Annotated in this window: 1 pseudogene; it reads left to right on the top strand. The window is 42.2% G+C overall.

The annotated features are described in order from the left end of the window. Positions 1 to 528 (top strand): annotated as a pseudogene (locus tag ACFIO3_RS15580) (signal recognition particle protein); the annotation flags it as partial.

The following is a 528-nucleotide window of genomic DNA, read 5'->3' as shown; positions in this document are numbered from 1 at the left end:
TTAGAAGAATTTCATCCCAGTCGTATTGCTGATCGTATTCTCGGAATGGGGGATATTGTTTCTTTGGTTGAAAAAGCTGCTGAAACAATGGATCATGAGAAAGCCGCTGCTTTTGCAAAAAAAATGCAAGCCGGAAAATTTGATCTGAATGATCTTGCTGAACAGTTGCAGAAAATGAAAAAACTTGGTGGAATGGGCGGTATTATGGGCATGTTGCCAGGATTGGGGAAGGTCAAAGAGCAAATTGCGGCTGCAGGGCTTGATGATCGTTTGTTTAATCGCCAATTGGCTATTATTTCATCTATGACACCTCAAGAGCGTGCAAATCCAGAGCTTTTAAAACATAGCCGTAAACAACGAATTGCTAAGGGGTCTGGTACAACGGCGGCTGATATTAATAAACTTTTGAAGATGTATCGCCAAATGGCTGACATGATGAAAGCCATGGGTGGTAAAGGAAAAAGTGGTTTGATGGGAAAAATGTTGGGAGGCCTTGGTTCCAAAATGGGATTTGGAGGCAAGGGAAAC

It is taken from the genome of Bartonella sp. AD328YNZD, assembly GCF_042196425.1.
The sequence above is the reverse complement of the archived record's forward strand: the minus strand, read 5'-3'. Positions and strand labels throughout refer to the sequence as shown.